We start from the raw sequence: 24125 nt of genomic DNA, 5'->3' as shown, positions 1-24125 counted from the left end.
CAACTGCACGCTAGCAGTATCTATTCCAGGCCACATGTAAGGGTTACCTCTGAACGACGAAGGCGGGCCCCGTGTCTTCGCACGGGGCCCGCCTTCGTCTTCCGACGAGCCGTCAGGCCCGTCCCGCCGCCCGGCGCTGCATCACGTAACCGGTCACCGCGAGGGCGACGGTGAGCCCGCCGGTGAAGATCACCTGGACGCGCGTGTCCTCACCCAGGGCCATCAGCACCAGGACCCCGGCCACCCCGGCCAGCGCCACCCAGGTCAGATACGGGAAGCCCCACATCTTCACGACCAGCTTCTCGGGGGCCTCGCGCTCCAGCCGGCGGCGCAGCACGAACTGCGAGACGGCGATGAAGCCCCAGACGACCAGGATGACCCCGCCCACCATGTTCAGCAGCCAGGCGAACAGGGTCTCCGGGTACCAGTAGGACAGCAGCACGGTGACGAAGCCGAAGCCGCAGGAGGCGAGGACCGCCCGGCGCGGCACCCGGCCGCTGACCTTGCCCAGCGCCTTCGGGCCCTGGCCGCGGGAGACGAGGGAGTAGGCCATGCGCGAGGAGCCGTAGATGTTGGCGTTCATCGCGGACATCAGGGCGATCAGGATGACCACGTTCATGATCTCGCCGGCGGCCGGGATGCCCAGGCGGTCCAGGGTCGCGGCGTACGGGCCGTCCGCCGTGACCGCCGGGTCGTTCCACGGCAGGAGGGTGACGATGACCAGCATGGAGCCCACGTAGACGATCGCGATCCGCCACATGGTGGTCCGCACGGCCTTGGCCACGCCCTGGACCGGGTTCTCGGACTCGGCGGCCGCGATGGTCACCGTCTCCAGTCCGCCGTACGCGACGACGGAGGCGAGCAGTCCGACGAGCAGGCCGTCCACGCCGTGGGGCAGGAGGCCGCCGTCGTGCAGCAGGTTGGCGGCGCCGGGGGAGTCCGTGCCGGGCAGCAGGCCGAGCACGGCGAGGACGCCCAGGCCCAGGAAGAGCGCGATCGCGCCGATCTTGAGGGCGGCGAACCAGAACTCGAACTCGCCGAAGTTCGAGACGGCGGCGAGGTTGGAGCCGCAGAACAGCGCCATGAAGACCAGCACCCACATCCAGGAGGGGGTGCCCGGGAACCAGCCGGTCATGATGTGCGCCGCGCCGATGCCCTCGATGGCCACGCCCACGCAGAGCAGGGTCCAGAACATCCAGCCGGCGGTGAATCCGGCCCAGGGGCCGATCGCGCGCTCCGCGTGCACGGAGAAGGAGCCCGAGGCGGGGTTGGCGGCGGACATCTCGCCGAGCATCCGCATCACGAACATCACGAGCAGCCCGGACGCCGCGTACGCGAGCACGATCGAGGGGCCCGCGGCCGCGATGCCCGCGCCGGAGCCTACGAAGAGTCCGGCGCCGATGACACCGCCGAGGGCGATCATCGAGAGGTGGCGCTGCTTGAGTCCGTTGCCGAGGGGTGATCCGGCGTCGGTATGCGGTGCTTCGGGCGGTGTCAGGGTGCTCTGACTCATTGGGGGTGTGCCTGTCCGGTTGTGCGAGGGGACGTGATGAGGTGCGCCAGTCTGCCGAGTGTCCGATCGCCGGACGTCATGCGTCCGATATTCGGACATTCGGCTCACGGTTCGTGATCACCCCCGTACACGCCCCACGTCCGCGCCGGCCCGGGAAAGAAAACCGGCCCGGGAAAGAAAAGAGGAGGACCCCCGTGCCGTGGCACCGGGGTCCTCCTCTCCGTGTCCTGCGTCAGGCCTTGCGGGCCCGGAGCTCCCGGATCCACGCCACGGCCAGGACCAGCGCGGCCGCGCCCGTGGACCAGAGCAGCTGGGGCCGCGCCGCATCGTCGAACAGCATCAGGACCAGCACCGCCGCCATCCCGAGCAGCGCCGCCCAGGTCGCGTACGGGAACAGCCACATCGGCAGGGTCAGCCGCTCGGGCATGTCCCGCTCGATCCGGCGGCGCAGCTTCAGCTGCGAGACGGCGATCAGCGCCCACACGAACAGCAGCACCGCGCCGACCGCGTTGAGCATGTAGAGGAAGATCGTCTCCGGCCACAGCAGGTTGAGCACCACCGACACGAAGCCGAAGGCCACCGACGCGAACACCGCCCGGCGCGGCACCCCGCCGCCCGAGACCTTCAGCAGTGCCTGCGGCGCCTCACGGCGCTCGGCCAGTGAGAAGACCATCCGCGAGGACCCGTACAGGTTCGCGTTGAGTGCCGACAGCAGCGCCACGAACACCACGATGTTCATGATCTGCCCGGCCGCCGGGATGCCGATCGAGTCGAGGACCGCGACGTAGGGGCTCTCGCCCGGCTTCAGCGAGTTCCACGGCAGCAGGGTCACGATGACCACCATCGAGCCGACGTAGAAGAAGAGGATGCGCCACACCGCGCTGCGCACCGCCCGGGACACCGACCGCGCCGGGTCGTCCGACTCGGCGGCCGCGATGGTGACGACCTCCAGGCCGCCGAAGGCGAAGATGACGGCGAGCATGCCGGCGACCACACCGCCGAAGCCCTCGGGGAAGAAGCCGCCCTGGCCGGTGAGGTTGGCCATGCCGACCGGCTCCGTGTCCGGGAGCAGGCCGAAGACCGCGAGGGTGCCCAGGATCAGGAAGAGCACGATCGCGCCGACCTTGAGCGCGGCGAACCAGAACTCGAACTCGCCGAAGTTCTTCACGGCGGCCAGGTTGCTCACGGTGAAGACCACCATGAACAGCAGCACCCAGACCCACTGGTCGACCGAGGGCAGCCAGCCGTTCGCGATCTTCGCCGCGCCGGTGGCCTCCACGGCCAGCACCACGACCAGCAGGAACCAGTACAGCCAGCCCGCCGAGAAACCGGCCCAGCGCCCGAGGGCCCGCTCCGCGTACACGGAGAAGGAGCCCGAGGCGGGCATCGCGGCCGACATCTCGCCCAGCGCCCGCATCACCAGCATCGCGAGGACACCCGCGAGCAGATAGGAGCAGATGATCGCGGGACCGGCGATGCCGATACCGGCGCCGGAGCCGACGAAGAGCCCGGCGCCGATGACGCCGCCGAGGCCCAGCATGGTCAGGTGGCGCTGCTTGAGGCTGTGGCTGAGGGGTTCCGCGGGCAGGTCGCCCGTCGTGGGAGGTGCTTCTTCCAGGCGCTCGCGCATGAAGGGTGCTCGTACTCTCGTTCGGCCCAGCGGCGGTGGGGGCTCCGCGTCAGGATTGGCGGGACCCTACAGTCTGGCTGAGTGGCGGTCGTCCGTGCAAAACGGACGTGTTGTCCGATCTTCCTCGTGACGAGGATCACGTCGGGTCGAGGGTGGTGTGCAGGGTTTGTGGTATCCCCACCAAAGTGGGGAGGGCGGCTTTGTCCCGGGCGACGGTGGGGCGGCGGGGGAGCGCGCACTAGCGTCGGTGATCGTCCCGCCACCCCCTTCCCGTGGAGCCTCCCGATGAGCACTGCCTCCGTCTCCCTCCGGCCCGGCGCCGTCCTCGCCGATCTGCTGCCCGCGAGCCGCGTCCGCGACATCGCCCTCGTCGTCGGCGGCGCCGCGCTCACCGGGCTGGCCGCCCAGATCGCGGTTCCCGTTCCCGGCTCCCCGGTCCCCGTCACCGGCCAGACCTTCGCCGCGCTGCTCGTCGGCACCGCGTTCGGTGCCCGCCGCGGCTTCCTGTCGCTGGCGCTGTACGCCCTCGTCGGCATGGCCGGTGTGCCGTGGTTCGCGGGCGGGACCTCCGGCGCGGGCGGCGCCTCCTTCGGCTACGTGCTCGGCATGCTGCTCGCCGCCACCGTCGTCGGCGCCCTCGCGCGGCGCGGCGGCGACCGCTCGGTGCTGCGTACGGCCGGCCTGATGGTGCTGGGCTCGGCCGTGATCTACGCGGTGGGCGTGCCGTACCTGATGGCCGCCACCGGGATGTCCCTCGGCGTGGCCGTCGCGAAGGGCCTGGTCCCGTTCCTGATCGGCGACGCCCTCAAGGCCGCGCTGGCCATGGGCGCCCTGCCCGCCGCCTGGAAGCTGGTCGGCCGCCGCGGCTGAGCGGCGGTCCCTGATACGCACCGGAGCCCGGCCCGCCTTGTGAAGGCGGGCCGGGCTCCGGCGTACGTGCACGTGCGATCAGCCCTGCAGGGCCTTCTTGCGGCGGAGGTCCAGCACCACGCCGACGAGCACGACGACGCCGGCGACCAGCGTGGACAGGGTGACCACCTCGCGGTTGGCGTCGTCCACGAACATGTAGCCGATCACGAACATGATCAGGGCGGCGGTGGCCCAGGTCAGCCACGGGAAGAGCCACATCTTCACGGTCAGCTTCTCCGGGGCCTCGCGGACCAGGATCCCGCGCATCCGCAGCTGGGTGAAGCAGATCACCAGCCAGACGAAGAGCGCGATGGCGCCGGACGAGTTCAGGAGGAAGTTGAAGACCGTGTCCTTGAACGCGTAGTTGAAGTAGACGGCGACGAAGCCGAAGACCGTGGAGCCCAGGATCGCGGCCACCGGCACACCGCGGGAGTTGACCTTGGCGAACGCCTTGGGGGCGTCACCGCGCTCACCGAGCGAGAAGGCCATGCGGGAGGCGGTGTAGAGGCCCGAGTTCAGGCAGGACAGCACGGCGGTCAGGACGATGACCTCCATGATCGTGCCGGCGTGCGCGATGCCGATCGAGTCCAGGGCGGCGACGTACGAGCCCTTCTCGGTGATCGACTTGTCGTTCCACGGGAGCAGGGTCAGCACGATGAAGATCGAGCCGAGGTAGAAGACGCCGATCCGCCAGATGACGGAGTTGGTCGCCCGGGTGACCGCCTTGCGGGGGTTCTCCGACTCGCCGGCCGCCAGGGTGACGATCTCGCTTCCCATGAAGGAGAAGACGACCATCAGCACACCGGTGAGGACGGCGCCGTAGCCGTTGGGGAAGAACCCGCCGGCGTCGGTGAGGTGCGCGAAGCCCGCGCCCGGGTTGTCCGAGCCCGGCAGCAGGCCGAAGACGGCCAGCATGCCGACGATCACGAACGCGCCGATGGCGACGACCTTGATGCCCGCGAACCAGAACTCGAACTCACCGTAGGAGGCGACCGAGCCGAGGTTGGTGGCGGTCAGCACCGCCATCACGATCAGGGCCCAGGCCCACTGCGGGACGGCCGGGATCCAGCTCTCCAGGATGGCCGCACCGGCGGTGGCCTCCACCGCGAGTACGACGACCCAGAAGAACCAGTAGAGCCAGCCGATGGAGAAGCCCGCCCAGCGGCCGAGCGCGCGGTCGGCGTAGGCCGAGAAGGAGCCCGAGTTCGGGCTGGCGGCGGCCATCTCGCCGAGCATGCGCATCACGAAGACGACCATCGCGCCGACGAGCGCGTAGGAGATCAGGATGGCGGGGCCGGCCTTGGCGATGCCGCCACCGGAACCGACGAAGAGGCCGGCGCCGATGACGCCGCCAATGGCGATCATGGACAGGTGGCGGTTCTTGAGACCGGCCTTCAGACCGTCGGAGGGCTGGCCGTCACCGGGGTTCCCGGTGGGGCCGCCTTCCTTCTGAAGGGTCGTCGTGGAGCTCATGGACGGATCCTTAGGTTCTCGGGTTGCGAGCCCCGGCATTCAAACCTGAGATGAACGCAGGACGGAAGACCTCAATCCGGATCGTTGCCTTGGTGTGAACGTCCAGGGCGCCGTCCCGCCCTGTCCCATCTGCGTTCTTTGGGTTTACTTGAGCTTTAGAAGTGACTTACGCGACACCCGCTGCGGGCCGGCGGGCCTCCTCGTGCCACACTCGTCCCATGCGCGTGTACCTCGGATCCGACCATGCCGGCTTTGAGCTCAAGAACCACCTGGTGGACTGGCTCAAGAACAACGGCCACGAGCCCGTCGACTGTGGGCCCCACATCTACGACGCGGTGGACGACTACCCGCCGTTCTGCCTCCGCGCCGCGGAGAAGACCGCCGCCGACGCCGGCAGCCTCGGCATCGTGATCGGCGGCTCCGGCAACGGGGAGCAGATCGCCGCGAACAAGGTCAAGGGCGTCCGCGCCATCCTGGCCTGGAGCGTCCAGACCGCCCAGCTCGGCCGTGAGCACAACAACGCCAACGTCATCTCCGTCGGCGGCCGGATGCACACGCAGGACGAGGCCGTCAGCTTCATCGAGGCCTTCCTGGCGACCCCGTACTCCGACGAGGAGCGCCACACCCGCCGCATCGAGATGCTCTCCGCCTACGAGACCACCGGCGAGCTCCCCCCGATCCCGGCCCACCACCCGCAGGGCTGATCCCGCCGCAGGCCGTGCCGCCCGAGGACGGGTGGCACGGCTCTTTCATTCCCCGAAGCCTTCTCCGAGGAGCAGCGCCGTGCCCGAAGGGCATACGATCCACCGCCTCGCCGAGGACCACCTGACGCGCTTCGCCGGGTGGGAGGTCGCCGTCAGCAGCCCCCAGGGACGGTTCGCCGAGAGCGCGGCCCTGCTCGACGGCCGGATCCTGGACGGCGTCGACGCCCACGGCAAGCACCTCTTCCTCGGCTTCGAGGAGAGCGGGTGGATCCACATCCACCTCGGACTCTTCGGCAAGTACGCGATCGGGCCCGCGCCCGCCCCGCCGCCCACCGACACCGTCCGGCTGCGCCTGGCCAACGACGACCACTTCTCCGACCTGCGCGGCCCCACCACCTGCGCGTGGATCACCGACGAGGAGAAGCGGGCGATAAGCGACCGGCTCGGCCCGGACCCCTTGCGAGGCGGCGACGACCCCGACCGCGCCTGGGCCCGTATCTCCCGCTCCCGCACCACCGTCGCCGCCCTGCTCATGGACCAGAAGGTCGTCTCGGGCGTCGGCAACGTCTACCGCGCCGAGGTCCTCTTTCGGCACGGCATCGACCCGTACCGCCTGGGCAAGGACCTCACCCGCGCCGAGTGGGACGCCATGTGGGCCGACCTGGCCGCCCTGATGCGCGAGGGCGTGCGCAACAACCGCATCGACACCGTCCGCGACGAGCACCTGCCCGAGGCGATGGGCCGGCCGCCCCGCGTCGATGACCACGGCGGCGAGGTGTACGTCTACCGGCGGGCGAACATGGCCTGCCACATCTGCGGGGGCGAGATCCGCACCGCCGACCTCGCCGCCCGCAACCTCTTCTGGTGCCCCGGCTGCCAGTCCCGCTGACGCAGGACCGGCAGCCGGTCCCGCTGACGCGGGTGGATCAGAAGCCGTGCGGCAGCCAGGGCGCCACGTCCCCGGCGAAGGCCCGCGAGGCCTCCGTCAGCGCGCCCGGCCGCAGCTCCCGCACCAAGCCGGCCGCGGCCAGCGAGGTGAGGGTGATCCCGCCCAGGTACGCCGACCCCAGCTCCCGTACCGACAGCTCCAGGTCCGCAGGCTCCTCGGTCCGGGTGCAGCGGGCCACACCCTTGGCGTCCACGACCAGCCGCCACCGCCCCTCGTTCCAGGGGCAGAACGCGTCCGCCACCGCCACGACCACGTCCATCGGCGCCCCGTACGTCCGCGCCTCCAGCGCCGCCGCCAGGTCCACCAGCCGTACGTGCAACGAGTCCCGGGTGCGCGGCCGCGCCCGCCGGATGTCGCTCACCAGGTGCAGCACCGGGTCGTCCACCGGCCGGCGCGGCGCCCGTACCGTCCAGGTCAGGTCGATCGAGAACAGGTAGCGCCACAGGGCCGCGGACGCCGCCGGGTCCAGCGCGTCGAGGTCGCTCACCTCGACCTTGCCGTCCGCACCCGTCTGGTCCCAGTCGCCCTTGACCCGATAGCGGGCGTACCCGACCACCTCTCCGTCCTCCCGCTCGGCGACCACGCACTTCAGCGAAGACCCGTTGCCGCGCCTCGAGGGCGGGTCCATCAGCGGCGCTCCTTCCCAGCCCGGCTGCCGGGCGAGCATGCCCGGCCGGGTGGCGACCAGCGCCGCGTAGACCCGCTCGCAGTCGGCCAGCGCCTGGCTCGGATCCACGAGCCGCAGCCGGATCCCGTCCGTCCCCGGCGGCACGGACAACCGGACGCGGGTCGTGTCGATCTCCACCGCCAGGGCGTAGGCGGCCGTGCCGTAGCCGAAACGCCCGTAGATCGCCGGATCCGAGGCCGTCAGCACGGCGAGCGGTTCGCCGCCCGCCCGGATGTCGTCGAGCTGGCGCCGCATCAAAGAGGTGAGCACCCCGCGCCGGCGATGGGTGGGGGAGACGCCCACCGCCGTGACACCGGCCGCCGGGACGATCGCCCCGCCCGGCACGGACAGCCGGAAGGTGAAGGCACCGGCCGAGCCCACGCAGGCGTCACCGTCCCAGACGCCGAGCGAGCGATCGGTGTCCGTCAGCGACTTGCACAGCTCCCGCTCCTCGGGAGCTTCCGGGACACCCCCGAATGCCAGTTCCAGCTGGTCGTACCAGACATCCCACTCATCAGTCCGTAATACGCGCATCTCCAGAGTCATGTGCCCATCCCTAGCAGGGCATTCCGCCTCAGTCGACCTGTTTTCGGGCGCCCGTCAACCCCTGGTCCGGGGGTACCCCTGCGCATCCACAGCCAGGATGGATAAGGTCCCGAAGCAATGGCCGGAGCACGCGTGGAATCCCTCATGGCCCGGATGCGCATGCTGTCGCACCGGAGCCGCACAGCCCTGCGTAAATCAGCCGTCGACTATTTCCGCGGCGACGGCTCCGACTGGCTCGCCTTCGGCGGGCTGCTGCTCACCGTCCCCGCCATCGCCTGCGGCACGATGATGCTGCCGGTCTGGTTCTCGCCGTCGGCGCTCGTCCTGCCGATCGTCGCCGGTGGCCTGCTGCTGCGCCCCGCCAGCCTCCTCGCCCTCTACGCCGCCTCCGCGACCGCCCTGATCGTCGAGGCCCTGGTACTCGGCCCGTACACCCAAGGCCCGGCCCGCGTCACCCCCGGCACCGTGCTGGTGGTCGCGGCCTGCGGATTCTTCGGCCTGGTCATCGCCCAGTTCCGCAGTCGCGTCGGCGTGCCCTGGCGGCGCGGCGGCACCATGCTCTTCGACCTGCGCGAACGCATCCGCGTACAGAGCAAACTGCCCGCCCTGCCGCGCGGCTGGCACCGCGAGATGGCCCTGCGCCCCGCCGGCGGCCAGTCCTTCTCCGGCGATTTCGTCGTCGCGGCCCGCACCAACGGCGGCCGGACCCTGGAGATCGTCCTGACCGACGTCTCCGGCAAGGGAATGGAGGCCGGCTCCCGGGCCCTGCTGCTGTCCGGAGCGTTCGGCGGGCTGCTCGGCGCGCTGCCCGCCCACGGCTTCCTGCCCGCCGCCAACGGCTACCTGCTCCGCCAGGACTGGGACGAGGGCTTCGCCACCTCCATCCACCTCGTCCTGGACCTGGAGACCGGCGACTACGAACTCCTCTCGGCCGGCCACCTCCCCGCCCTGCAACTCTCGGCGGGCACCGGCCGCTGGCAGGAGAAGTCCGGCGAGGGCCCCCTCCTCGGCGTCTACGACGGCGCCGAATTCACCCCGGCCCGCGGCAACCTGCGCCCCGGCGACGTCCTGATGCTCTTCACCGACGGCCTGGTCGAGACCTCCGACCGGGAGATCAGCGAGGGCATCGACCGCCTCACCGGTGAGGCCGACCGCTACGTCGCCTCCGGCTGGGACGGCGCGGCCTGGCACCTGATCGAGAAGGTCGCCAAGGACGTCAACGACGACCGCGCCCTGCTGCTCATCCGCCGCTCCGCCTGACCGCGGGGTGGGGTTTGCCCCACCACCGGTCCGCCGGGCGGCGTCATGGCCGCCGCCCCACCATGATCCGTAGCGTCGGCGTCACGATCAGGACGGCGGCGAGAGGCGGCACACCATGGGGCTCCGACGGAGCGAGCGGCGACACCGGCAGACCTCGCAGGAGCCGCGGGAGCGGTACGACACCACGGCCGCCGTGGAGCTGCGCGGCGTACGGCGGGCCTACGGACGCGGGGGCTCCGCCGTGCACGCGCTGCGCGGGATCGACCTCAGCCTGCCGCGCGGCAGCTTCACCGCCGTCATGGGACCCTCCGGCTCCGGCAAGTCCACCTTCCTGCAGTGCGCCGCCGGACTCGACCTCCCCACCGAGGGCTCCGTACGGCTCGGCGGCACCGAGATCACCGCGATGAACGAGAACGAGCTCACCGAACTCCGCCGCAGCCGCCTCGGCTTCGTCTTCCAGGCCTTCAACCTGTTGCCGTCCCTCACCGTCGAGCAGAACGTACTGCTCCCCATGCGGCTCGCCGGCGGCCGCTGCGCACACGAGGGCCGGACCCGCGCCGCCGAGCTGCTCGCCCGCGTCGGCCTGGAGGGCAAGGGCGGCCGCCGACCCGCCGAGCTGTCCGGCGGCCAGCAGCAGCGCGTGGCCATCGCCCGGGCCCTCGTCACCCGGCCCGACGTGGTCTTCGCCGACGAACCCACCGGCGCGCTCGACACCACCACCGCGGCGGAGGTCCTCGCGCTGCTCCGGGACGCCGTCGACGCCCTGCACGCCACCGTCGTCATGGTCACCCACGACCCGGCCGCCGCCGCCCACGCCGACCAGGTCCTCTTCCTCGCCGACGGCCTGCTCGCGGACCGGCTGCCGCGCAGCTCCGCAGCGGCCGTCGCGGCCCGGATGGCCACGCTCACCACCGGGCGCACACCGGCCTTCGCCGCCGCCGGTGCCGCCGGCTGAGGCATCTCAGCGGATCAGCGGCTCAGCGGCAGCCACGGCCCGAGCCCCAGCTTCCCGGTGTTCCCGAGGTCCACCGGCGAGGCGAGCCGCAGCGACAACCTGGGCGCGCCGGGCCGGGGCTCGACCTCCAGGACCCGCGCCGTGGTGGCCACCACCGTGCCGTCGGTGACGAGGTTGCGCCACACGATCCCGAAGACGGCCGCCTGTCCCGGGGCCAACGTCACCCGCTGCGGCGCCGCGTCCAGGTTCGGCGTGCCCGTGGTGATCCCCGCCGACCCGTGCTCCACCGAGACCTCCAGCGGATCGTTGCGGTCGTCGCGCAGCGACAGCTGCGGGTAGCCCTCCAGCAGGTACGGCTGCGTACCGCAGTTGACCAGTTGGAAGTCCGCCACCCGCAGCCCCATCGCCGCGTCCCCTTCCCCCTCGACGAGCCGGACCCCGCCCTCGGGGCAGGCCTGCGCCGTGGCCGTCGGCGCCGTCGGCGCACTCCGGTCGGGCGCCGGCCTCACCGTCCCACTCACCGCGGTCGGCCCGGGAGCCGTCCTCGGGGCCGGCGGCGCCGAGCACCCCGACGCCCCCGCCAGTACGCCCGCCAGCACCCCCGCCGTGACCAGAGCCGGTATCCGTCGCCTCGTCCGCCGCTTCGCGATCATCCGGTGAGCCTACGACGACACGCGGGCCAATCCCCGTGGATTGGCCCGCCCCCTCGGGCCCGGCCGCGCCTACCGTGCCCCCATGGACCGCACGCTCGCCGCCGACCTCGCCCGGCTCCCCGAACTCCTCGACGCCACCCGCGCCGCAGCCGCCGACGCGCTCGCCACGCTGGACGCGCGTCCCGTCGTACCGCCCGTACCGCCCGCCGGGGAGGCGCACGCCCCCGAAGGCCTGCCGGAGCACGCCACCGGCACGGACGCCGCGCTCGCCGCCTTCCGCGACCGCTGGGAGCCCCGGTTGTCGGCCTCCGCGGGACCGCGCTACCTCGGCTTCGTCACGGGAGGCGCCACCCCGGCCGCCCTCGCCGGCGACTGGCTCACCGCCGTCCACGACCAGAACTCCAACTCCGCCCTCGACGGCGGCGGCCAGGACCTCGAACGCGAGGCCGTCGGCTGGCTGCGCGACCTCTTCGGCCTGAGCGCCGCCCACTCCGGCACCTTCGTCTCCGGCGCCACCATGTCCAACACCACCGGCCTCGCCATCGCCCGCGAATGGCTCGGCGAACGCCTCGGCGTCTCGCCCGCCGAGGACGGCGCGGCGGCGCTCGGCCCGGTCCGCGTGCTCTCCGGAGCCCCGCACTCCTCGATCGCCAAGGCCCTCTCGGTCCTGGGCCTCGGCCGCAACTCGCTGGTCCGGGTGCCCACCTTGCAGGGCCGCGAGGCCGTCGACCCCGCGGCCCTGGAGCGGGCGCTGGCCGACACTCCCGGACCCGCCGTGGTCGTCGCCAACGCCGGCACCGTCAACACCGTCGACTTCGACGACCTCCGGGCGATCCGAGCCCTGCGCGAGCGCCACGACTTCTGGCTGCACACCGACGCCGCGTTCGGCGCCTTCGCCGCGCTCTCCCCGGAGCACGCGCACCTCGTCGACGGCCTGGACGCCTCCGACTCCGTCTGTGTCGACCTGCACAAATGGCTCAACGTCCCCTACGACAGCGCCGTCCAGTTCACCCGCCGCCGTGATCTGCAGGCCCGTGTCTTCCAGAATTCCGCCGCCTACCTCGGCCCCCTCGGCGAGCACCCCGACCTCGTCCACCTCACCCCCGAGAACTCCCACCGGCTGCGGGCCCTCGCCGCCTGGTTCACGCTCCGCGCGTACGGCCGCCAGGGCCACCGGGAGATCGTCGAACGCGACATCGCCTGCGCCCGCGCACTGGGCGCCGCCGTGGCGGAGGATCCCGCCCTCACCCTCCTCGCCCCGGTCCGCCTGAACGTCGTCTGCTTCACCCTCGCCGAGGCCCCCACCCCGGAACGCCTCACCGCCCTGCGCGAGGCGGCGGCCGGCGAGGTGTTCGTCACTCCCACGGTCTACGAGGGAACCGCCGGCCTGCGCGCCGCGTTCTCCAACTGGCGTACCACGCAGGCGGACGTACGCCGGGCAGCGGAGGCACTCGGCGCGGCGGCAAGGGAGATCGCATGACGGACAGCCCCCTGACTCTGATCGACGTCGAGGCCCTGGCGCGCGATGCGCACGAGGGTCAGACCGACAAGGCCGGACGGCCGTACGCCGAACACCTCGCGGCCGTGGCCGAGGGCGTACGACTGCGCGGCGGCACCGCCGAACAGCAGGCGGCGGCCTGGCTCCACGACGCCATCGAGGACGAGGCCCTCAGCCTCACCTGGCTGGACGCGGCGGCCCTCCCGCAGACGGTGAAGGACATGGTCCTGGCGGTCACCAAACGCCCGGGCGAACCGGTCGAGCGGTACGCGGCCCGCATCCTGGCCACCCCGGGCGCCCTGCTGATCAAGGAGGCCGACCTCGCGCACAACGCGGACCCCGTACGGCTCTCCGTGCTCGACGCTCCCACGCGCGAGCGGCTGTCCGTAAAGTATGCGAATATCCGTTCCCTCCTCGGCCTCACCACCCCGTGACCCGTGCCCCGCGCCCGAAATATTCCTGTCGCTCGGGGGGTTGGCGGAAACGGATCCACGGCGGTTCGTCACGGGGCGTATAGCCGAGGCCCGTTGGTGGGAGGATGGTCCATGTGGGGGTGTGCCTGGCCGTACGCCCCGGGCCGACCAGGGGACGACCGAAGGTGTGATCAGTAGTGGCCATTTCGCTGTCAGTGGTGGTTCTGTTGGCGGTCATCCTGGTGGTGCTGATCCGCGGCAACCACATCAAGACGGGCCCCGCCATCGTCGCGGCGCTCTTCGGCTTCTTCCTCGCGTCCAGCTCGATCGCGGACGACGTGAACCGCTTCCTGAACTCCCTCGCGACGATGATCGCGAACATCAAGCTCTGACCCCGGACGGTCGACCCGCGGCGCCGCTGCCCACCGGCAGATCCGGCCGCGAACCCGACCCGGCACCGCCCCACCACGCACGAGCCGCCCGTGCGCGACGTCGGCCGAGCACCAACGGCACGACCAGGGCCGTACGAGGCCCCGAGCGGCGCCCGCCGGCGGAGGCCGCGAAGCTCAACAGAACATCTGAGTGCGGCCGAAGGAAGGCCGGAGCCGACACTTCCGGGTGACCATGCAGGCGGGTTTCCGGAAGGGGGAGACGGCATGGCACAGGTGTACCGGCGGACGGGGGCGGGGACCGGCGGGGAGGTGCTCGACGTGTACGAGTACGCCTACCTCGCCGGCGGCGAGCAGCGCGTCGTGGAGAGCGCGATCATCGCGCTCGTCGAGCGCGGGACGCTGTCCCTGCGGGCCGCCCGGCTCCGCACCCTCGACGCGGAACGCGCTCGACGCCCACGGGATCCGTCGGCCCTTCTTCTGATCCGCGGCTCCCGCGGTGCCGGATCCGCCGCACGAGCGACGCGACCCGGCTCAACTGCGCATCCCCCGGCGCGAGTCGACCGCGGATCCCGGCGATGCCACCTCGGCGCTCGCCTGCCGCGGCTCAGGCTGCTCCCCAGCACGGCTGACGGTGATCCCGATCGCGGCCATCCGGTTCACGATGCGCCGGGGCGACCGGCGCGACCTGACGCAGGGAAGGTCGCCGTCGGGCTGTACGCCGCCACCTGGATCAAGGAGCGCGAGCTGACCGGCACCACTTGGAGCCGGTCCTCGGTGCCGTCAACCTGGCAGGGATTTCCCCGCCCCTCGTACGGTGCCGGCGTGCCGACTAGCCGGCCGCCGGCACCGGGCCCACCACCGTAGCCAAGGCCTACGCGACTCCGCGCCGGAGCCACTTCGACCTGCTCTGGCGCACAGCGTGCCGCGAGGCCGGGATCAAGGGGCCGCATTTCCATGATCTTCGGCACACGGGCAACACGCTCGCCGCGTCAACGGGCGCCGGCGCACGGGAGTTGATGGCGCCCATGAGCCACGGCACCGCCCGTGCCGCGCTGATCCACCAGCACGCCGGCGCCGATCGGGACCGGCGGGTCGCGGACACGCCGAGCGGGTTCGTGAAGAAGGGCCGAAAGGGGCCACGCGCACGGCGGAAGGTCCACCGCGCAATGGGCACGCAGGGGGCACGCGCAGCTGATCGCCGCCCCGGGAATGACGAAGGGCCAGGTTGAGGAGACGCCCTCTGACCTGGCCCTTTGTGCTTCAGAGCGGGTGACGGGAATCGAACCCGCGTAGCTAGTTTGGAAGACTAGTGCTCTACCATTGAGCTACACCCGCAACGCGCGCGCCGCAGGTCCGGGGACCTTGGCACGGACAGCATCCTAGCGGGTCGCTCCCGGTGGGTGCACACCACATTCGACGCCGTGGCGGAGGTCCACCCGAAATACCTCGGGAATCCCCGCGCATCAGAGTGTCTCCAGGCATGTACCCTACGTGTCGCACCGACGGGGTGTGGCGCAGCTTGGTAGCGCGTCCGCTTTGGGAGCGGAAGGTCGTCGGTTCGAATCCGGCCACCCCGACCAGCAGCAGTGTTCTCCACAAGATCGCGTTGTGGGCTGATTGCCGCTTGCGGTTACTATGCAAGCTGCGTGCCCGTGTGTCTGATGTACCGGGCCGAAGTCCGCCGAACCGCTGAATCACAGCGTGACGGCAGAATCCCCAGCAGTCAGCCACAAGGAGACCGAACCGTGAAGAGCGCCGTGGAGACCCTGAACCCGACTCGGGTTCGGCTCACTGTTGAGGTGCCCTTCGAGGAGCTCAAGGACAGCCTCGACGCGGCGTACAAGAAGATCAACCAGCAGGTCACGGTGAAGGGCTTCCGCAAGGGCAAGATCCCGGCCCGCGTCATCGACCAGCGCTTCGGCCGCGGTGCGGTGCTGGAGGAGGCCGTCAACGACGCCCTCCCGAAGTTCTACACCGAGGCCGTCAACGAGGCCGACCTGAACCCGCTGGGCCAGCCGGACGTGGACATCACCGAGCTCAAGGACGGTGAGGTCCTCGCCTTCACCGCCGAGGTCGACGTCCGTCCCGAGATCGAGATCCCGGACTTCTCCGGCATCGAGGTCGAGGTCGACGCCATCGAGGTCTCCGACGAGGACGTCGAGAAGTCCGTCGAGCAGCTGCGCGGCCGCTTCGCGTCCACCAACGACGTCGAGCGCGCCGCCGCCGAGGGTGACGTCGTCACCATCGACCTCGAGGCCAAGGTCGACGGCGAGGTGCTGCCCGACGGCGTCGCCTCCGACGTCTCCTACACCATCGGCTCCGGCGAGCTCCTCGAGGGCATCGACGAGGCCGTGACCGGCCTGGAGGCCGGCGGCGAGGCCACCTTCACCTCGCAGCTGAAGGGCGGCTCCGCCGAGGGCAAGGACGCCGAGGTCACCGTCAAGGTCACCAAGGTCTCCGCCAAGGAGCTCCCGGAGCTGGACGACGAGTTCGCGCAGATGGCGAGCGAGTTCGACACCCTCGAGGACCTCAAGGCGGACAGCCGCAAGCGCCTCGAGAACATGAAGCAGTACGACCAGGCCACGCAGGCCCAGGAGCGCGTCCTGGAGAAGCTGCTGGAGCTCGTCGAGGTCCCGATCCCCGAGAAGCTCCTCGCGGACGAGGTCCAGACCCGCAAGCACAACCTGGAGCACCACCAGCTCGGCCAGATGGGTCTGACCATCGAGAAGTACCTGGAGTTCCAGGGCAAGACGGTCGAGGAGTTCGACGCCGAGACCTCCGAGCAGGCGATCAAGGGCATCAAGACCCAGTTCGTCCTCGACGCGCTGGTCAACAAGGAGAAGCTGGGCGTCGACCAGGAGGAGCTCACCGAGCACCTCATGCGCCGCGCCGCTTCCTCCGGCATGTCCCCCGACCAGTTCGCCCAGGCCGTGGTCGAGGGTGGCCAGGTTCCGATGCTGGTCGGCGAGGTCGCCCGCGGCAAGGCCCTCGCGGTCGTCGTCGAGGCCGCCAAGGTCGTCGACACCAACGGTGAGGTCGTGGACCTGTCCGACGAGGACGAGGAGCAGGCCGTCGAGACCGTCGAGGCCGCCGTCGACGGTGACGACGAGGTCAAGGCCGACGAGGCCAAGTAACACCCCGGGCGAAGCCCACTGAGCAGTGCCCCGAAGGGCCCGGACACCGTCGTGTCCGGGCCCTTCGGCACAGGCCCCGTAAGGCCCCCGGAGCTTGCGCTCCGAGCGAACAGTTCGGGAAGCGGGATGGCGTTGTCCTACCTGCGCGTTAGGGTCCATGAATACGAGGGCACGTGAGTACCCGGGCGCCGGCGGACTCGTCCGCACGGTCGGACCGCGCCCCAGAACGAGACGCTGAGACGGCACATGGCCGTCGGAGACGAGCAGGTGGATACGTGACGAATCTGAAGCCTTACGCCGCGGGTGAGCCGTCCATCGGTGGCGGCCTCGGCGACCATGTCTACAACCGACTGCTCGGCGAGCGCATCATCTTCCTCGGCCAGCAGGTTGACGACGACATCGCGAACAAGATCACCGCACAGCTCCTGCTCCTGGCCGCCGAGCCGGAGAAGGACATCTACCTCTACATCAACAGCCCCGGTGGCTCCGTGACGGCCGGTATGGCCGTCTACGACACCATGCAGTTCATCCCGAACGACGTCGTGACCATCGGCATGGGCATGGCGGCCTCGATGGGGCAGTTCCTGCTCACCGGTGGCGCCAAGGGCAAGCGCTTCGCGCTGCCGAACACCGACATCCTGATGCACCAGGGCTCCGCCGGTATCGGTGGCACCGCGTCGGACATCAAGATCCAGGCCCAGTACCTGCTGCGCACCAAGCAGCGGATGGCCGAGATCACCGCGTTCCACTCGGGCCAGACCGTCGAGGCGATCATCCGCGACGGTGACCGTGACCGTTGGTTCACCGCCGAGGAGGCCAAGGACTACGGTCTCATCGACGAGATCATCTCGGCCGCGTCCAGCGCGCCGGGCGGCGGCGGCACCGGGGCCTGATCCAGGGTCCCACCGTCAGTACGCAGCAGCCGACAGCCCGCAGAACGCCACCAGGATGGTGAACACCCAGATGCAGAACAACTTCTCCGCCAGCGCCAACGGCCTCTACACCGGCCCGCAGGTGGACAACCGCTACGTCATCCCGCGCTTCGTCGAGCGCACCTCGCAGGGCGTGCGCGAGTACGACCCGTACGCGAAGCTCTTCGAGGAGCGCGTGATCTTCCTCGGCGTGCAGATCGACGACGCGTCCGCCAACGACGTCATGGCGCAGCTGCTGTGCCTGGAGTCGATGGACCCGGACCGCGACATCTCCATCTACATCAACAGCCCCGGTGGCTCCTTCACCGCGCTGACGGCGATCTACGACACGATGCAGTTCGTGAAGCCGGACATCCAGACGGTCTGCATGGGCCAGGCGGCCTCCGCCGCCGCCGTCCTGCTGGCCGCCGGTACCCCCGGCAAGCGCATGGCCCTGCCGAACGCCCGTGTGCTGATCCACCAGCCCTCCGGTGGCACCGGCCGCGAGCAGCTCTCCGACCTGGAGATCGCGGCCAACGAGATCCTGCGCATGCGTGACCAGCTGGAGACCATGCTGGCCAAGCACTCGACGACGCCGATCGAGAAGATCCGCGACGACATCGAGCGCGACAAGATCCTCACGGCCGAGGACGCTCTCGCGTACGGGCTGATCGACCAGATCGTCTCCACCCGTAAGAGCAGCAAGGCCTGATCCTTGCCACCAGTTGGCGTGAGCACGTCTTCGGACTCGGAGATGTGAACCACGTCAAGGGGGCCCCGCACGGGGCCCCCGGCAAGGTACCGTCGGATATGAGGCACCAGGAGCGCTGAACCAGGCGTCTCCCAGGCGAAGGGGAAGCACCTCGTGGCACGCATCGGTGACGGCGGCGACCTGCTCAAGTGCTCGTTCTGCGGAAAGAGCCAGAAGCAGGTGAAGAAGCTCATCGCAGGACCCGGTGTGTACATCTGCGACGAGTGCATCGACCTCTGCAACGAGATCATCGAAGAGGAACTCGCGGAGACCTCCGAGGTCCGGTGGGAGGAACTCCCCAAGCCCCGTGAGATCTACGAGTTCCTGGAGAGCTACGTCGTCGGCCAGGAGCCGGCGAAGAAGGCGCTCTCGGTAGCGGTCTACAACCACTACAAGCGGGTACAGGCCGGCGAGAACGGCGGCGCGCAGGGCCGGGACGACGCGATCGAGCTCGCCAAGTCCAACATCCTGCTCCTGGGCCCCACGGGCTCGGGCAAGACGCTGCTGGCGCAGACCCTCGCCCGCATGCTGAACGTCCCCTTCGCCATCGCCGACGCGACGGCGCTGACGGAGGCCGGGTACGTCGGCGAGGACGTCGAGAACATCCTGCTGAAGCTGATCCAGGCCGCCGACTACGACGTCAAGAAGGCCGAGACCGGGATCATCTACATCGACGAGATCGACAAGGTGGCCCGCAAGAGCGAGAACCCGTCGATCACGCGCGACGTGAGCGGCGAGGGCGTGCAGCAGGCCCTCCTGAAGATCCTGGAAGGCACGACGGCCTCGGTGCCGCCGCAGGGCGGGCGCAAGCACCCGCACCAGGAGTTCATCCAGATCGACACGACGAACGTGCTCTTCATCGTGGGCGGCGCCTTCGCCGGCCTCGAGAAGATCATCGAGTCGCGTGCGGGCGCCAAGGGCATCGGCTTCGGGGCGACGATCCGCTCGAAGCGCGAGATCGAGGCCAGCGACCAGTTCCAGGAGGTCATGCCGGAGGACCTGGTGAAGTTCGGGATGATCCCCGAGTTCATCGGCCGCCTCCCCGTGCTGACCTCCGTCCACAACCTGGACCGTGAGGCCCTGCTCCAGATCCTGATCGAGCCGCGCAACGCGCTGGTGAAGCAGTATCAGCGGCTGTTCGAACTCGACGGCGTGGAGCTGGACTTCGAGCGCGAGTCGCTGGAGGCCATCGCGGACCAGGCGATCCTCCGCCAGACGGGCGCGCGCGGCCTGCGCGCCATCATGGAAGAGGTCCTGATGTCGGTGATGTACGAGGTCCCGTCCCGCAAGGACGTGGCCCGCGTGGTCATCACCGCGGACGTGGTCCGTTCCAACGTCAACCCGACGCTGGTCCCCCGGATCGTCCCGAAGGACCAGGGCCCGCACGAGAAGTCGGCGTAGCCGACAGGCGGACAAGCAGTACGCAGAAGGAGCGCCCCCGGTCGGGGGCGCACCTTCTGCGTTCAGGACGAATGCGACCGGTAATCGGACAATTGTTCATGCGGCTCTGGTGCGACGTACTCCCTCTTGATCATCTGTTCCTTCGGACCGTCGACCCGGAGGGGAATCGAGTATGAAGAAGATGAAGCTCGCAGGGGGAGTCATGGCCGCCGCGCTCGCGGCTGTCGTGCTGCCGATAGTCGTGGCGTCACCCGCCTCGGCCGATCAGGGCGATTGCCAGCTCTACCTGTACGACAGGGGCTACATCGTCGGCCCGAAGGTGGAGTCTGCCTGTAAGACCGGTGCCAACTACAGCAACCCGGGGCGCTGGATCCAGTGTTACTGGGGCCTGACCGCCGCCGGTGTCAGGGAAGTGGACGCGGCAGGGGCATGCAACTCGGCGTGATGCCGAACTCGCGGCGGCCGGCGGGCACGGAGGTCAGTGCTTGCGTCGGCCGCCGGTGTGATCAGGCCTTCGTGCGGCTGGTGTTGTAGAGCTTCGCCGCCAGCGCGGCCACCTCGTCGAGCGTGCCGCTGCTCCCGCCGAGCATGACCGCGGCCGGATCGGCGGCGCTGACGCCGACCAGGGTCGAGTGGTCGCCCCAGGCGCAGGAGGGCACCTCGATGTCCTTGGGCGTCTTGGCCGTACCCGGCTTGGTGCTGACCATCTTGATATTGGCGCACTTCATCACCGCGCCCTTGAAGCCGGCCGGAGTGAACTCCTTCGGAGTGCCGACCAGCTCGTACTTGAAGCCGAGCTTCTCGGTTTCCTTGTTGTTCTGGCCGATGCCGGCGTAGTAGCCGTCGACCGCCTTCTCCGGGTCGGCGACGTCGCCCCACAGGCCGTTGGCCGCGAGCTGCTTACCCTTCCCGTCCGTACCGACCTGGTACTTCGCGGTCGCGTTGTGCGGGTTCCGCACGCCGAGCGCCTCGGCCCTCGCCTTCCCCTCACCGGTGACCGGGGCGTCCGCCGAGGGGGCGCCGGAGGCGTCAGGCGCCTTCTGATAGCTGTCGACGGCAGCGGGGTAGGCCAGCTTGTATCCCTTGGTGTCGGAAGCGACCGACCCCCCGCCGCCGCCCACGAGGTACCAGCCGCCGCCCGCGATCACCGCTACCGCGACGACCACGCCGATGATCAGGCCCGCCTTGGACTTCTTCGGGGGTTGGCCGCCGTACGGGGCCTGCTGCTGCGGGTAGCCGTACGCAGGCGTGGGGGGCTGCTGGGGGTAGCCCTGCGGGGGGACGCCCGGCTGCTGCGGGTAGCCGTAGCCCGGCTGCGGGGCCGGCTGGCCGTACGGGTTGGGCTGGGGGGCGGGCTGGCCGTACGGGCCCGGCGGCGGCGGGGGCTGCTGCCCGTACGGTCCCGGCTGCTGAGGCTGCTGTCCGTAGGGCCCTGGCTGGTTGTAGCTCATCCCGCGTCCCCCAATGAGGTTGCTTATCCGTTTCACACATCCTGACGGAAGCCAGGCGCGGGCAGGGCGCCGGGCCCCGCGATTACCGGTTTCATGACTGGACTGTTACCGCTCTAAACTGTGCCCCGTGACCGAGAACACGCAGACACCCAGCAGCCCCAACTCCGAACTGCCGACCACGTACGCGCCGGCCGAGGTAGAAGGGAAGCTCTACGAGCGCTGGGTAGAGCGCGGTTACTTCGAGGCGGACGCCAAGAGCGAGAAGCCTCCGTACGCGATCGTCATCCCGCCGCCCAACGTCACCGGCAGCCTGCACCTGGGCCACGCCTTCGAGCACACGCTGATCGACGCCCTCACCCGCCGCAAGCGCATGCAGGGCTACGAGACGCTGTGGCAGCCCGGCATGGACCACGCCGGCATCGCCACCCAGAACGTCGTCGAGCGTGAGCTCGCCAAGGAGGGCAAGTCCCGCCACGACCTCGGCCGGGAGGCCTTCGTCGAGCGCGTCTGGCAGTGGAAGGACGAGTCCGGCGGTCAGATCTCCGGCCAGATGCGCCGCCTCGGCGACGGCGTCGACTGGTCCCGTGAGCGCTTCACCATGGACGAGGGCCTCTCCGAGGCCGTTCAGACCATCTTCAAGAAGCTCTACGACGACGAGCTGATCTACCGCGCCGAGCGCATCATCAACTGGTGCCCCCGTTGCCTGACCGCGATCTCCGACATCGAGGTCGAATACCAGGACGACGAGGGCGAGCTCGTCTCGATCCGCTACGGCGAGGGCGACGCGTCCATCGTCGTCGCGACCACCCGCGCCGAGACGATGCTGGGTGACACGGCCGTCGCCGTCCACCCCGAGGACGAGCGCTACAAGCACCTCGTCGGCACCGAGATCGAGCTGCCGCTCACCGGCCGCCGCATCCCGGTCGTCGCGGACGAGCACGTCGACCCCGAGTTCGGCACCGGCGCCGTCAAGGTGACCCCGGCGCACGACCCGAACGACTTCGAGATCGGCCAGCGCCACAACCTGCCGAACCTCGCGGTCATGGACGAGCACGCGATCATCACCGCCCACGGCCCCTTCCAGGGCCTGGACCGGCTGGAGGCCCGCTCCGCCATCGTCGGCGCGCTGCGCGCCGAGGGCCGGATCGTCGCCGAGAAGCGCCCGTACACGCACTCCGTCGGCCACTGCTCGCGCTGCAAGACCACCATCGAGCCGCGTCTGTCGATGCAGTGGTGGGTCAAGGTCGGCCCGCTCGCCAAGGCCGCTGGTGACGCGGTCCGCAACGGCGAGGTCAAGATCCACCCGCAGGAGATGGAGAAGCGGTACTTCGACTGGGTCGACAACCTCCACGACTGGTGCATCTCGCGCCAGCTGTGGTGGGGTCACCGCATCCCGGTCTGGTACGGCCCGAACGGCGAGGTCGTCTGCGTCGGACCGGACGAGCAGCCGCCCGCCGGCGAGGGCTGGACCCAGGACACCGACGTCCTGGACACCTGGTTCTCCTCGGGCCTGTGGCCGTTCTCCACGCTCGGCTGGCCGCAGCAGACCGACAGCCTGGCGAAGTTCTACCCGAACGCCGTCCTGGTCACCGGCTACGACATCCTCTTCTTCTGGGTCGCCCGGATGATGATGTTCGGTCTGTACGCGATGGACGGCACCCCGCCGTTCCACACCATCGCCCTGCACGGCATGGTCCGTGACGAGCGCGGCAAGAAGATGTCGAAGTCCTTCGGCAACGTGGTCAACCCGCTGGACTGGATGGACAAGTACGGTTCCGACGCGGTCCGCTTCACCCTGGCCCGCGGCGCCAACCCGGGTATCGACGTCCCGATCGGCGAGGACTGGGTCCAGGCGTCCAGCAAGTTCGCCAACAAGATCTGGAACGCCACCCGTTTCGCGATGATGAACGGCGCCACGATCGAGGGCGAGCTGCCGCCGGTCGAGCGGCTGTCGGCCACCGACCGCTGGATCCTGTCCCGGCTGAACAAGACGGTCGCGCAGGTCGACGCGTACTACGAGGACTACCAGTTCTCGAAGCTCAGCGAGGCGCTCTACCACTTCGCGTGGGACGAGGTCTTCGACTGGTACGTCGAGCTGTCGAAGACGACCTTCTTCGCGGGCGGCGAGCAGGCGCAGGTCTCCGGCCGCGTCCTCGGCGAGGTCGTCGACGTCATGCTGCGGCTGCTGCACCCGATCGTCCCCTTCGTCACCGAGACGCTGTGGACCACGCTGACCGGCGGCGAGTCCCTCGTCATCGCCGACTGGCCGAAGGACAGCGGCTTCCGCGACGAGGCCGCCGAGGCGGAGATCGCCTCCGTCCAGTCGGTGATCACCGAGGTCCGCCGCTTCCGCAAGGAGCAGGGCCTGCAGGACGGCCAGAAGGTTCCGGCCCGTCTGGACCTGGGCGCCACCGCCCTGGGCGCGCACGAGGCGGCCATCCGGCAGCTGCTGCGCCTCCAGCCGGAGGGTGACTCCTTCAGCGCCACCGCGACCCTCCCGGTCGCCGGCGGCACCGTCGCGCTCGACCTGTCGGGCACCATCGACGTGGCGGCCGAGCGCAAGCGTCTGACGAAGGACCTGGGCGCCGCGGAGAAGGAGAAGCAGCAGGCCGAGGCGAAGCTCGGGAACGAGGCGTTCATCGCCAAGGCCCCGGACAACGTCGTGGACAAGATCAAGGGCCGGCTCGCCAAGGCCGAGGCGGACATCGCCCGGCTCCAGGCGCAGCTGGACGGCCTGCCCGCCGCCTAGTCCCCGTCACATCCGGTACGTACGTACAGGTGAAGGCCCCCGCACCGTCGGTCGACGCGGGGGCCTTCGCCGTAGCCCTTCCCCGTGCGGGGGTTCGTGTCACAGCGGACGCCTGTCCGAAGTGCCCTAAATCACTCTGATTTCGATTCCGGGGCGATCCGAACCG

At 70.2% G+C, this 24125-nt stretch carries 21 protein-coding genes, 2 tRNA genes and 1 pseudogene; 16 read left to right on the top strand and 8 right to left on the bottom strand.

The annotated features are described in order from the left end of the window. Window positions 1-112: 112 nt before the first annotated feature. Together AB8A24_RS21190 and AB8A24_RS21185 are read right to left on the bottom strand one after the other, a co-directional pair. The gene (locus AB8A24_RS21190; RefSeq protein WP_369477113.1) at window positions 113-1513 is read right to left on the bottom strand and encodes an amino acid permease; all 1401 of its coding nucleotides are present in this window, start codon (window positions 1511-1513) and stop codon (window positions 113-115) included. A gap of 232 nt (window positions 1514-1745) precedes the next feature. Further along, a complete protein-coding gene (locus AB8A24_RS21185) occupies window positions 1746-3143 on the bottom strand; it encodes an amino acid permease (RefSeq protein ID WP_328963363.1) in 1398 nt (465 codons plus the stop codon). A gap of 285 nt (window positions 3144-3428) precedes the next feature. Here AB8A24_RS21185 and AB8A24_RS21180 point away from each other — a divergent pair, with 285 nt between their 5' ends. After that, window positions 3429-4013: a biotin transporter BioY gene (locus AB8A24_RS21180; protein WP_266391388.1), complete on the top strand. Its 585-nt coding sequence runs from the start codon at window positions 3429-3431 to the stop codon at window positions 4011-4013. Between the two features lie 78 nt (window positions 4014-4091). Here AB8A24_RS21180 and AB8A24_RS21175 read toward each other — a convergent pair whose 3' ends face one another. Further along, window positions 4092-5525, bottom strand: coding sequence for an amino acid permease (locus AB8A24_RS21175; protein WP_266391386.1), 1434 nt, complete (start codon window positions 5523-5525; stop codon window positions 4092-4094). A gap of 218 nt (window positions 5526-5743) precedes the next feature. On the opposite strand from AB8A24_RS21175, the gene AB8A24_RS21170 reads away from it, so the two are divergent. Together AB8A24_RS21170 and AB8A24_RS21165 are read left to right on the top strand one after the other, a co-directional pair. After that, window positions 5744-6229, top strand: coding sequence for a ribose-5-phosphate isomerase (locus AB8A24_RS21170; RefSeq protein WP_030384703.1), 486 nt, complete (start codon window positions 5744-5746; stop codon window positions 6227-6229). Between the two features lie 79 nt (window positions 6230-6308). Next, window positions 6309-7118 (top strand): DNA-formamidopyrimidine glycosylase family protein, encoded by an 810-nt coding sequence (locus AB8A24_RS21165; RefSeq protein WP_328963365.1) that lies wholly within the window; start codon window positions 6309-6311, stop codon window positions 7116-7118. 37 nt (window positions 7119-7155) lie between these two features. On the opposite strand, the gene AB8A24_RS21160 is transcribed toward AB8A24_RS21165, so the two are convergent. Next, the gene (locus AB8A24_RS21160; protein ID WP_328963366.1) at window positions 7156-8391 is read right to left on the bottom strand and encodes a GNAT family N-acetyltransferase; all 1236 of its coding nucleotides are present in this window, start codon (window positions 8389-8391) and stop codon (window positions 7156-7158) included. Window positions 8392-8508: 117 nt separating this feature from the next. Here AB8A24_RS21160 and AB8A24_RS21155 point away from each other — a divergent pair, with 117 nt between their 5' ends. Together AB8A24_RS21155 and AB8A24_RS21150 are read left to right on the top strand one after the other, a co-directional pair. Further along, complete coding sequence (locus tag AB8A24_RS21155) at window positions 8509-9651, top strand: PP2C family protein-serine/threonine phosphatase (RefSeq protein ID WP_328963367.1); 1143 nt, start codon at window positions 8509-8511, stop codon at window positions 9649-9651. A 115-nt stretch (window positions 9652-9766) separates the two neighbouring features. Continuing rightward, window positions 9767-10606, top strand: a complete 840-nt coding sequence (locus tag AB8A24_RS21150; protein WP_369477109.1) for an ABC transporter ATP-binding protein — start codon at window positions 9767-9769, stop codon at window positions 10604-10606. A gap of 14 nt (window positions 10607-10620) precedes the next feature. Here AB8A24_RS21150 and AB8A24_RS21145 read toward each other — a convergent pair whose 3' ends face one another. After that, window positions 10621-11115 (bottom strand): DUF4232 domain-containing protein, encoded by a 495-nt coding sequence (locus AB8A24_RS21145; RefSeq protein WP_369477142.1) that lies wholly within the window; start codon window positions 11113-11115, stop codon window positions 10621-10623. Here AB8A24_RS21145 and AB8A24_RS21140 point away from each other — a divergent pair. The 4 genes from AB8A24_RS21140 (at window position 11069) to AB8A24_RS21125 (ending at window position 13562) form a co-directional block, all read left to right on the top strand. Continuing rightward, the gene (locus tag AB8A24_RS21140; RefSeq protein ID WP_369477147.1) at window positions 11069-11266 is read left to right on the top strand and encodes a hypothetical protein; all 198 of its coding nucleotides are present in this window, start codon (window positions 11069-11071) and stop codon (window positions 11264-11266) included. The two genes, AB8A24_RS21145 and AB8A24_RS21140, sit on opposite strands and share 47 nt — an antisense overlap. 75 nt (window positions 11267-11341) lie before the next feature. After that, window positions 11342-12739, top strand: coding sequence for an aspartate aminotransferase family protein (locus AB8A24_RS21135; RefSeq protein ID WP_369477107.1), 1398 nt, complete (start codon window positions 11342-11344; stop codon window positions 12737-12739). After that, entirely contained in the window at window positions 12736-13191 is a 456-nt protein-coding gene (locus AB8A24_RS21130) for an HD domain-containing protein (RefSeq protein ID WP_328963371.1), read from the top strand. Before AB8A24_RS21135 ends, AB8A24_RS21130 begins: the two co-directional genes overlap by 4 nt. 176 nt (window positions 13192-13367) lie before the next feature. Further along, window positions 13368-13562: a membrane protein gene (locus tag AB8A24_RS21125; RefSeq protein WP_030008564.1), complete on the top strand. Its 195-nt coding sequence runs from the start codon at window positions 13368-13370 to the stop codon at window positions 13560-13562. A 573-nt stretch (window positions 13563-14135) separates the two neighbouring features. Here the strand turns inward: AB8A24_RS21125 and AB8A24_RS21120 are convergent. Together AB8A24_RS21120 and AB8A24_RS21115 are read right to left on the bottom strand one after the other, a co-directional pair. After that, window positions 14136-14225 (bottom strand): annotated as a pseudogene (locus tag AB8A24_RS21120) (GntR family transcriptional regulator); the annotation flags it as partial. A 601-nt stretch (window positions 14226-14826) separates the two neighbouring features. After that, window positions 14827-14897: transfer RNA gene (locus AB8A24_RS21115), tRNA-Gly, on the bottom strand. A gap of 168 nt (window positions 14898-15065) precedes the next feature. On the opposite strand from AB8A24_RS21115, the gene AB8A24_RS21110 reads away from it, so the two are divergent. From AB8A24_RS21110 to AB8A24_RS21085, 6 genes are all read left to right on the top strand, one after another. Beyond that, window positions 15066-15142, top strand: a tRNA-Pro gene (locus AB8A24_RS21110). 165 nt (window positions 15143-15307) lie between these two features. Beyond that, window positions 15308-16696 carry a trigger factor gene (tig, locus tag AB8A24_RS21105; protein WP_328963373.1) on the top strand — a complete coding sequence of 463 codons (1389 nt, stop codon included), beginning with the start codon at window positions 15308-15310 and terminating at the stop codon, window positions 16694-16696. 275 nt (window positions 16697-16971) lie between these two features. Beyond that, window positions 16972-17589, top strand: a complete 618-nt coding sequence (locus AB8A24_RS21100) for an ATP-dependent Clp protease proteolytic subunit (RefSeq protein ID WP_266391368.1) — start codon at window positions 16972-16974, stop codon at window positions 17587-17589. Between the two features lie 55 nt (window positions 17590-17644). Beyond that, the gene (locus AB8A24_RS21095; protein WP_281064147.1) at window positions 17645-18319 is read left to right on the top strand and encodes an ATP-dependent Clp protease proteolytic subunit; all 675 of its coding nucleotides are present in this window, start codon (window positions 17645-17647) and stop codon (window positions 18317-18319) included. A gap of 153 nt (window positions 18320-18472) precedes the next feature. Beyond that, on the top strand, window positions 18473-19759 hold the full coding sequence (clpX, locus tag AB8A24_RS21090) for an ATP-dependent Clp protease ATP-binding subunit ClpX (RefSeq protein ID WP_266391366.1): 1287 nt from the start codon (window positions 18473-18475) through the stop codon (window positions 19757-19759). 172 nt (window positions 19760-19931) lie between these two features. After that, window positions 19932-20204, top strand: coding sequence for a hypothetical protein (locus tag AB8A24_RS21085; protein ID WP_328963374.1), 273 nt, complete (start codon window positions 19932-19934; stop codon window positions 20202-20204). A gap of 61 nt (window positions 20205-20265) precedes the next feature. Here AB8A24_RS21085 and AB8A24_RS21080 read toward each other — a convergent pair whose 3' ends face one another. Further along, complete coding sequence (locus AB8A24_RS21080; protein ID WP_328963375.1) at window positions 20266-21210, bottom strand: hypothetical protein; 945 nt, start codon at window positions 21208-21210, stop codon at window positions 20266-20268. A gap of 127 nt (window positions 21211-21337) precedes the next feature. Here AB8A24_RS21080 and AB8A24_RS21075 point away from each other — a divergent pair, with 127 nt between their 5' ends. After that, entirely contained in the window at window positions 21338-23959 is a 2622-nt protein-coding gene (locus AB8A24_RS21075) for a valine--tRNA ligase (RefSeq protein WP_328963376.1), read from the top strand. Window positions 23960-24125 lie beyond the last annotated feature (166 nt).

Origin of the sequence: Streptomyces sp. BF23-19 (assembly GCF_041106355.1) — a bacterium.
In the GTDB taxonomy this organism is placed as follows: Bacteria; Actinomycetota; Actinomycetes; order Streptomycetales; family Streptomycetaceae; genus Streptomyces; species Streptomyces virginiae_A.
The sequence above is the reverse complement of the archived record's forward strand: the minus strand, read 5'-3'. Positions and strand labels throughout refer to the sequence as shown.

What these genes read in the sequence shown, in the direction of transcription:
- AB8A24_RS21190 (WP_369477113.1), bottom strand. Translation starts at nt 1,513, where the DNA reads ATGAGTCAGAGCACCCTGACACCGCCCGAAGCACCGCATACCGACGCC.
- AB8A24_RS21185 (WP_328963363.1), bottom strand. Translation starts at nt 3,143, where the DNA reads ATGCGCGAGCGCCTGGAAGAAGCACCTCCCACGACGGGCGACCTGCCC.
- AB8A24_RS21180 (WP_266391388.1), top strand. Translation starts at nt 3,429, where the DNA reads ATGAGCACTGCCTCCGTCTCCCTCCGGCCCGGCGCCGTCCTCGCCGAT.
- AB8A24_RS21175 (WP_266391386.1), bottom strand. Translation starts at nt 5,525, where the DNA reads ATGAGCTCCACGACGACCCTTCAGAAGGAAGGCGGCCCCACCGGGAAC.
- AB8A24_RS21170 (WP_030384703.1), top strand. Translation starts at nt 5,744, where the DNA reads ATGCGCGTGTACCTCGGATCCGACCATGCCGGCTTTGAGCTCAAGAAC.
- AB8A24_RS21160 (WP_328963366.1), bottom strand. Translation starts at nt 8,391, where the DNA reads ATGACTCTGGAGATGCGCGTATTACGGACTGATGAGTGGGATGTCTGG.
- AB8A24_RS21155 (WP_328963367.1), top strand. Translation starts at nt 8,509, where the DNA reads ATGGCCGGAGCACGCGTGGAATCCCTCATGGCCCGGATGCGCATGCTG.
- AB8A24_RS21150 (WP_369477109.1), top strand. Translation starts at nt 9,767, where the DNA reads ATGGGGCTCCGACGGAGCGAGCGGCGACACCGGCAGACCTCGCAGGAG.
- AB8A24_RS21135 (WP_369477107.1), top strand. Translation starts at nt 11,342, where the DNA reads ATGGACCGCACGCTCGCCGCCGACCTCGCCCGGCTCCCCGAACTCCTC.
- AB8A24_RS21130 (WP_328963371.1), top strand. Translation starts at nt 12,736, where the DNA reads ATGACGGACAGCCCCCTGACTCTGATCGACGTCGAGGCCCTGGCGCGC.
- AB8A24_RS21095 (WP_281064147.1), top strand. Translation starts at nt 17,645, where the DNA reads ATGGTGAACACCCAGATGCAGAACAACTTCTCCGCCAGCGCCAACGGC.
- AB8A24_RS21085 (WP_328963374.1), top strand. Translation starts at nt 19,932, where the DNA reads ATGAAGAAGATGAAGCTCGCAGGGGGAGTCATGGCCGCCGCGCTCGCG.
- AB8A24_RS21080 (WP_328963375.1), bottom strand. Translation starts at nt 21,210, where the DNA reads ATGAGCTACAACCAGCCAGGGCCCTACGGACAGCAGCCTCAGCAGCCG.